General features: G+C 71.3%; 8 protein-coding genes. 4 read left to right on the top strand and 4 right to left on the bottom strand.

What is annotated here, in order from left to right; genetic code table 11:
• Positions 1–93: 93 nt before the first annotated feature.
• The 3 genes from ACLQ2S_RS16050 to ACLQ2S_RS16040 all read right to left on the bottom strand — a co-directional run bounded on the left by ACLQ2S_RS16050 (position 94) and on the right by ACLQ2S_RS16040 (position 3,035).
• Positions 94–1,527, bottom strand: a complete 1,434-nt coding sequence (locus tag ACLQ2S_RS16050) for an RNB domain-containing ribonuclease (protein ID WP_425701953.1) — start codon at positions 1,525–1,527, stop codon at positions 94–96.
• 80 nt (positions 1,528–1,607) lie between these two features.
• Positions 1,608–2,756, bottom strand: coding sequence for a histone H1-like repetitive region-containing protein (locus tag ACLQ2S_RS16045; protein WP_425701952.1), 1,149 nt, complete (start codon positions 2,754–2,756; stop codon positions 1,608–1,610).
• A 78-nt stretch (positions 2,757–2,834) separates the two neighbouring features.
• A complete protein-coding gene (locus ACLQ2S_RS16040) occupies positions 2,835–3,035 on the bottom strand; it encodes a hypothetical protein (RefSeq protein ID WP_155221915.1) in 201 nt (66 codons plus the stop codon).
• A 164-nt stretch (positions 3,036–3,199) separates the two neighbouring features.
• Here ACLQ2S_RS16040 and ACLQ2S_RS16035 point away from each other — a divergent pair, with 164 nt between their 5' ends.
• The 3 genes from ACLQ2S_RS16035 to ACLQ2S_RS16025 all read left to right on the top strand — a co-directional run bounded on the left by ACLQ2S_RS16035 (position 3,200) and on the right by ACLQ2S_RS16025 (position 4,931).
• Complete coding sequence (locus ACLQ2S_RS16035; protein WP_155221916.1) at positions 3,200–3,709, top strand: NUDIX hydrolase; 510 nt, start codon at positions 3,200–3,202, stop codon at positions 3,707–3,709.
• Complete coding sequence (locus ACLQ2S_RS16030; RefSeq protein ID WP_425701951.1) at positions 3,690–4,496, top strand: nucleotidyltransferase domain-containing protein; 807 nt, start codon at positions 3,690–3,692, stop codon at positions 4,494–4,496. The genes ACLQ2S_RS16035 and ACLQ2S_RS16030 overlap by 20 nt, the downstream gene beginning before the upstream one ends.
• Before the next feature lie 81 nt (positions 4,497–4,577).
• The gene (locus ACLQ2S_RS16025; RefSeq protein ID WP_155221917.1) at positions 4,578–4,931 is read left to right on the top strand and encodes a hypothetical protein; all 354 of its coding nucleotides are present in this window, start codon (positions 4,578–4,580) and stop codon (positions 4,929–4,931) included.
• A gap of 19 nt (positions 4,932–4,950) precedes the next feature.
• Here ACLQ2S_RS16025 and ACLQ2S_RS16020 read toward each other — a convergent pair whose 3' ends face one another.
• Complete coding sequence (locus tag ACLQ2S_RS16020; protein ID WP_425701950.1) at positions 4,951–5,289, bottom strand: Imm51 family immunity protein; 339 nt, start codon at positions 5,287–5,289, stop codon at positions 4,951–4,953.
• Positions 5,290–5,462: 173 nt separating this feature from the next.
• Here ACLQ2S_RS16020 and ACLQ2S_RS16015 point away from each other — a divergent pair, with 173 nt between their 5' ends.
• Positions 5,463–5,936, top strand: a complete 474-nt coding sequence (locus ACLQ2S_RS16015; protein ID WP_230462924.1) for a hypothetical protein — start codon at positions 5,463–5,465, stop codon at positions 5,934–5,936.
• The last annotated feature ends 64 nt before the right edge of the window (positions 5,937–6,000 follow it).

Raw genomic sequence — 6,000 nt, 5'->3', positions numbered from 1 at the left:
CAAACGACAGGGGCAGTCAGTCATACCGAGCCGGGCGACCGAGCCGTCCCCGGCTGGGGACGATCAAAAAGGTAACGTGGGGTGGGGGTGGGGTCAGGCTCGTTCGAAGGTGACGGAGCGGGTGGCGGGGTCGGCGGCGACCAGGCGTACCCGGACCCGGGTGCCGAGGGGCAGTTCACCGAGGCAGCGGGCGCGTACCGGCGGGTCGTCCAGGGCCACCGTGCCGCCGGGCGGACGGCCCGGACGGGCCTTGCCGTTCGTCGGCGCGTCGACGTCGAGCACCGCCGCGTCGAAGGTCTCCCCCACCCGGTCGGCCAGCAGCACCGCCTCGGTCAGGTCGATCGCGCCCCGGACCGCAGCGGACGCGGTGCGGTCGGTGGCCGCCATCACCGCGGGCAGCCGAGGCAGCGCCGCGCGGGCCCAGTCGGGCACCTCACGGCCGTCGTGCAGGGCCAGGCAGACCTCCGTGGCGTACCGGTCGGCCAGTCGTCGCAGCGGCGCCGTGACATGGGCGTACGCGGCCGCGACCCCGCCGTGTGTCGGCTGCTCCGGCGACTCGCCGTCGAACGGGGTGTACGCGGCCGACCGCATCAGCTCGGCCGCCTGGTCGATGAACGCGGCGGACCGGGGCTGCGCCGGGTCGAGCCGGAGCAGCAGTTCGCCGACGCCCACGTCGTCGGGCCAGTGCACGCCCAGCGGGGCGGCGGCGGCCCGTAGCCGCTGCACCGCCTCGGGCTTCGGCGCGGGCATGGTCCGCAGCAGGCCGATCCCGCCGGCCAGCATCAGGTCGGCGGCGGCCATCCCGGTGAGCAGGGAGATCTGCGCGTTGTGCTCCTCCATCGGCACCGGTGCCCGCAACACGAGCCGCCAACCGTCGCCGTCGGCTTCCACGTCCTGCTCGGGGATGGGCAGGTTGATCGCTCCCCGACGCAGCCCTCGGGCGGTGAGCAACTCACCGATCTCGGGCAGCAGGGCGATCGGCTCGGGTAGCCGACCCGCGTCGGCGTCCGCCTGCACCTGCGGGTAGGCCAGTTGGGCCCGGCTGCGGACCAGGGCGCGCTGCACCACCACCGCGCTGGTGCCACCGTCGGCGTCGAGGTCGATGGTCCACAGCACGGCAGCCCGGTCCACGTCGGGCAGCAGGCTCGCCGCGCCCTCGCCGAGCGAGTGCGGGTGCAACGGCAGGTTGCCGTCGGGGAGGTAGATCGTCTGCCCGCGACGCCAGGTCTCGTCCTCCAGGGCACCGCCGGGACGTACGTGGGCGGCGACGTCGGCTATCGCGTACCGCACCCGGTAGCCGCCGCCGGATCGGCGGCTGAGATGCATCGCCTGGTCCAGGTCCCGCGAGCCGGGCGGGTCCACCGTGACCAGCGGGATGTCGGTGTGGTCGAGAGCGGGGCGGGGTGGGGTGGCGGCGGCCTCGTCGGCCTCCCGCTGCGCCGCCGCCGGGTAGAGCTCGGGCAGCCCCAGTTCTCGGCGCAGCGCCCCGAAGTCGATGCGCGGTGCCACGACACGTCGGATGACCATGGGCCAATCCTGACAGTGCCGGGCACCCCGCGCCCTCCTCCGAGTGACGGGTGGTCGGCGTACGCCGGGTCGGCGGGCGTCTACCGCGTGCTGCCGCCCCGCCCGGCGCTCCTGGCGGGCGCCTTCTTCGCCGTCGTCTTACGCGCCGCCGTCTTCGTCGCGGGTGCCTTCTTCGCCGCGGCCTTCTTGGTGGCGGTCTTGGTCGCCGGGGCCTTCTTCGCGGCGGTCTTCGTCGCCGGGGCCTTCCGCGCCGCCGCCTTGGTCGCCGGGGCCTTCTTCGCCGTCGCCTTGGTCGCGGAGGCCGTCCGCGCCGCAGTCTTGGTCGCGGAGGCCGTCCGCGCCGCAGTCTTTGTTGCGGTGGCCTTCTTCGCCGCCGACGTGCGGGTCGACGCCGTCGTGCTCTTCCGGGCCGGGGCCTTCCGGGCCGCCACCGTCTTCGCGGGTGACTTCTTCGCCACCGTCTTGCGCGCCGCCGCCTTCTTCGCCGCCGAGGTCGCGGTCCGCGCGGGGGCGGTACGCGCCGCCGAGGTGCTCCGGGTACCCGTGGCCTTCTTCGCCGGAGCCGTCTTACGGGCCGGAGCGGCCTTCCTCGCCGCCGCCGTCGTCTTCTTCGCCGGTGCCGCCTTCTTCGCGGGCGTTGCCGTCTTCTTCGCGGAGACGGTCTTCTTCACCGTCGTCTTCTTCGCGGGGGCCGTCTTCTTCGCCACGGCCTTCTTGGCGGGGGCCGTCTTCTTCGCCGTCGTCTTCTTCGCGGGGGCCGTCTTCTTCGCCACGGCCTTCTTGGCGGGGGCCGTCTTCTTCGCCGTCGCCTTCTTCGCGGGGGCCGCCTTCTTGGCGGGGGCCTTCGCCGCCGTACCCCGCCCGGACGCGGCCTTCGCGGCGGTCCGCTTCGCGGCGATCCTCGGGCGTGTCGGTGCCGAGGTGATCCCCGGGGCGGGCGCCTTCGTCGGCGCGGTCTTCGCCGACACCGTCTTCTTCGCGGGCGCGGCCTTCCTGGCCGCAGCGGTCTTCCGCGCCAACACGGCCTTGGACCCGGACGCGGCGGCGGTGCTCTTCGCCGACGAGGTCCGCCCGGTGCCGCCGGTCGCCTTACGGGTAGCCGGCGCGGTGCCGGGCGCGCGGCGCGTGGACGGGGTACGCGCGATGCCCGCGGTGCGTTCCGTCGCGGCGGTCTTCCTCGCGGGCGTACGCTTCGCGACCGGGCGGGTGGCCTGTTGCGCTTCGGCCATCTCGGTTCCCTTCATGGGGACGTGCTGCCGCACTCGCGGCGCACGCAAAGCCTCGGCGCGAGAGGCATCCCGCGCCGTCTACCTGTCCTCCCCGGTCCAGCGGGCGTCCTCGGCCTCCCACGCCTCGTTGCGTTCCCGCACCTGTTGCAGGGCGTTCTCCGCATCGGCGGCCGAGCCGTACGGTCCGAGAACGTGCCGCGCAGGGCACACGTCGGCACCGGTCTCGACCCGATGGTGTCGCGTACACCAGTAGTAACGTCCACGTCCGCTGTCGCTCATGGCATCACTGTGCACCCGGAAACGACCGACCGCCACCGGAACACCGCAAGTCACCAGGCCCTTCCACAGTAGACGTGCTTCCAGGTCTGCGGGCCTGAACTGCGAAAATCGACGCGACCGGCCCGGGTGCGAAAGCGCCTCACCGGATTGGCTAGGGTCACCGAATGGGCGTACCGGACTACATCCTGCGGATGCGCAAGCACGTCGGCCATGACCTTCTCTGGCTACCCAGCGTAAGTGCGATCGTCCGCAACGACTCGGGTGAGCTACTGCTCGTCCAGCGGGCCGACGACCGCCGCTGGTCGGTGGTGAGTGGCTGCGTCGAGCCAGGCGAACAACCAGCCACGGCAGTCGTCCGTGAGGTGCTGGAGGAGACCGGCCTGGTCGTCGAACCGCTGCGGCTCAGCAGCGCCGTGTCGCACCCGCACACATACCCGAACGGCGACCGTTGCGAGTACCTCAACCTCGGTTTCCACTGCCGCCTGCTGGGTGGCGAGGCGCACGTCAACGACGACGAGTCGCTGGACGTACGGTGGTTCCCGCCGGGACGGCTGCCCGACCTCGACGAGCACGCCCGGCTGGTCATCCGGCACGCCCTCGGCGGGGAGTCCGCGACGTTCTTCCTGCCCGCCGGAACGGTGTGGGGCGAGCCCGGTGAGCTGGAGTACGCCTGAACCACTGCGGCAGTACCTGACCGAACTGGTCACGGTCGCCGGCGAGGTGCTCGGTGACGACCTGTGCGGGGCGTACGCGGCGGGCTCGGTGGGTCTGTCCGCGTACCAGCCCGGACGCAGCGACGTGGACGTGGCGCTGGTCTACGCCGACCCGCTGGACCACCGCGTCGCCTCGGAGTTGGTGGCCGGGCTGCGGCACGAGGCGCTGCCCTGCCCGGCACGGGGCCTGGAGTTGGTCGTGTACCGGCGGGAGGTGGCCCGTTCCGGCACCCCCGACCCAGGCTTCGAGGTCGAGCTGAACACCGGCGCGCGGATGGACTTCCGAGCGTCGTACGGCCCGGCGCAGCGCCCGCTCGCGGACGGTCTGTTCTGGTACGGCCTGGACCGCAGCATCCTGCACCAGAGCGGCCAGGCCCTGCTCGGCCCGCCCGCCGCGGACGCCTTCGCCGACCTGGCCCCCGACGACCTGCACCGGCTCATCCTGGAAGCGCTGCGCTGGTGGTTGGCGCGGCCGGCACCCGACGGCGAGGTGCCCGCACCCGGTGCCGACGACGCGGTGCTCGGTGCCTGCCGCTCCTGGGTACGCCTGCGCACCGGGGTGTGGCTGCCCAAGGTGGCCGCCGGCCGGCGGCTGGTGAACGAAGCCGGACCACTGGTCGACCCCGGCACCGTCGAGCTGGTCGAACAGTCGATCGCCGCCCGCGACGGCGGTGTTCCGCCCATCGGGGCGGCAGCCCGCGCCTTCCAGCGACGCGTCCTCGCCGACCTTTCCGACACGCCGATCTGAGGCCCTCCGGAATGCGGTGGTGACGGTTGCGGAGGGATCGCTAATGTCCGGGCTCACCGTCGACGGGAGAGCGGGGTCGAGATGAGCGACGGCGTGGGTACGACGGTGTTGTGGCGCCCGACCGGGCCGAAGGAGCTTGAGCTTGTCCGCGCCTCGGGGTGGCGCGCGTGGCCACCGCGCCTACCCGACCAGCCGATCTTCTACCCGGTGCTCAACGAGGACTACGCGATCAAAATCGCCCGGGACTGGAACGTGCCCGCCTCCGGCGTCGGATACGTGACCCGCTTCCACGTCGAGACGGACTTCCTCAGCCACTACCCCGTCCGCCAGGTCGGCGGCGACACCATCCTCGAGCTGTGGGTACCCGCCGAGGAACTGGACGAGTTCAACACCCACATCGTCGGTGAGATCGAGGTCGTCCACGAGTTCCGCTAGCCGGCGGCTGAGCTGGCCGTCAGTCGTCGAACTCAAACCCGCTCGCGTTGGCCCCCGAGACCAGCCGCCGCAAGCGTTCGCCGTCGGTCGCGACCACGCTCATCCGGGCGGCCAGATCCTCCAGCGCGCTCCGGTCGGTTCCGTACGCGCAGAACATGCCAGCTTCGGGGTCATAGGCGAACCGACCTTCGAGCGCCTGGGCCTCGGTGCTCACGAGAAGCTGCGCGACGCCTTCCCAGAAATACCCGTTGGGCTCATGACCAAGCTCTCTAATCAGGTCCTCAACCGGCGTGGTACCCGCCTCCAGCAGCAACGAATACTTCCCTGAAGTCGTCTCGATCAGCCTAAGCAAGGTCATCCGGAGATGCTGGCACCGCCCGACGGTCGGGACAAGAGCCGAAGTCGTCGTCACGCCCGCAGCCCTGGACGCCAGCCGCAGGATCGACCAGGCTGTCCATAGCCTCGTGATGCCGCACCTTCGGGGGCAGCATCGGATTGCCAGGTAATCAGGAAGTCTGGAGCGTCCACCGGGTGGACATCGTCGCTCAGTGGGTTCGCGTCCTCTGGACCAAGCAGTCACGCGCAGGCAACGACGCTGCCCGCCGCAACGCCCTGCCCACAGCATTCGCGCTGCCGCAGCACCGTGCGCCCTTCACCCACGAAGTCACGATGCGCGAACACGACGGCTTCCAACCAATCATCTCCGTGCACAACGGCACACCTTCCCGCGATGCAGTCCAGCTCCGCCACACCCAGGACCAGATCCGCGTCGAGCTGATCCCGACGGCGTGGGGCATGCCCCGCCGACATCGCCGCCCGCCAGCCGTACGCCTCGCCCAGGGCCAGTGGCTCCGCTGGCGGATCAACTACCGCTTCACCGATCACTGCACCGGAAACTGGTTCTATCGCCTGGACACGCTGAACATCGCCCACGGCCCCGTGCCTGTCGACGTCTTCCTGACCGAACCACACCGGAGCATCGATGAACGGTCCTACCTGCGCTGAACGCAGGGGCATCAGGGAATCAAACGCGGCTAAAGTTGACCGAAATGACCATAGCTGCCCATTT

It is taken from the genome of Micromonospora sp. DT48 (assembly GCF_049844495.1).
GTDB lineage: Bacteria > Actinomycetota > Actinomycetes > Mycobacteriales > Micromonosporaceae > Micromonospora.
This window is presented reverse-complemented; position numbering and strand designations above follow the sequence as displayed.

What these genes read in the sequence shown, in the direction of transcription:
- ACLQ2S_RS16040 (WP_155221915.1), bottom strand. Translation starts at nt 3,035, where the DNA reads ATGAGCGACAGCGGACGTGGACGTTACTACTGGTGTACGCGACACCAT.
- ACLQ2S_RS16020 (WP_425701950.1), bottom strand. Translation starts at nt 5,289, where the DNA reads ATGACCTTGCTTAGGCTGATCGAGACGACTTCAGGGAAGTATTCGTTG.
- ACLQ2S_RS16035 (WP_155221916.1), top strand. Translation starts at nt 3,200, where the DNA reads ATGGGCGTACCGGACTACATCCTGCGGATGCGCAAGCACGTCGGCCAT.
- ACLQ2S_RS16045 (WP_425701952.1), bottom strand. Translation starts at nt 2,756, where the DNA reads ATGGCCGAAGCGCAACAGGCCACCCGCCCGGTCGCGAAGCGTACGCCC.
- ACLQ2S_RS16050 (WP_425701953.1), bottom strand. Translation starts at nt 1,527, where the DNA reads ATGGTCATCCGACGTGTCGTGGCACCGCGCATCGACTTCGGGGCGCTG.
- ACLQ2S_RS16025 (WP_155221917.1), top strand. Translation starts at nt 4,578, where the DNA reads ATGAGCGACGGCGTGGGTACGACGGTGTTGTGGCGCCCGACCGGGCCG.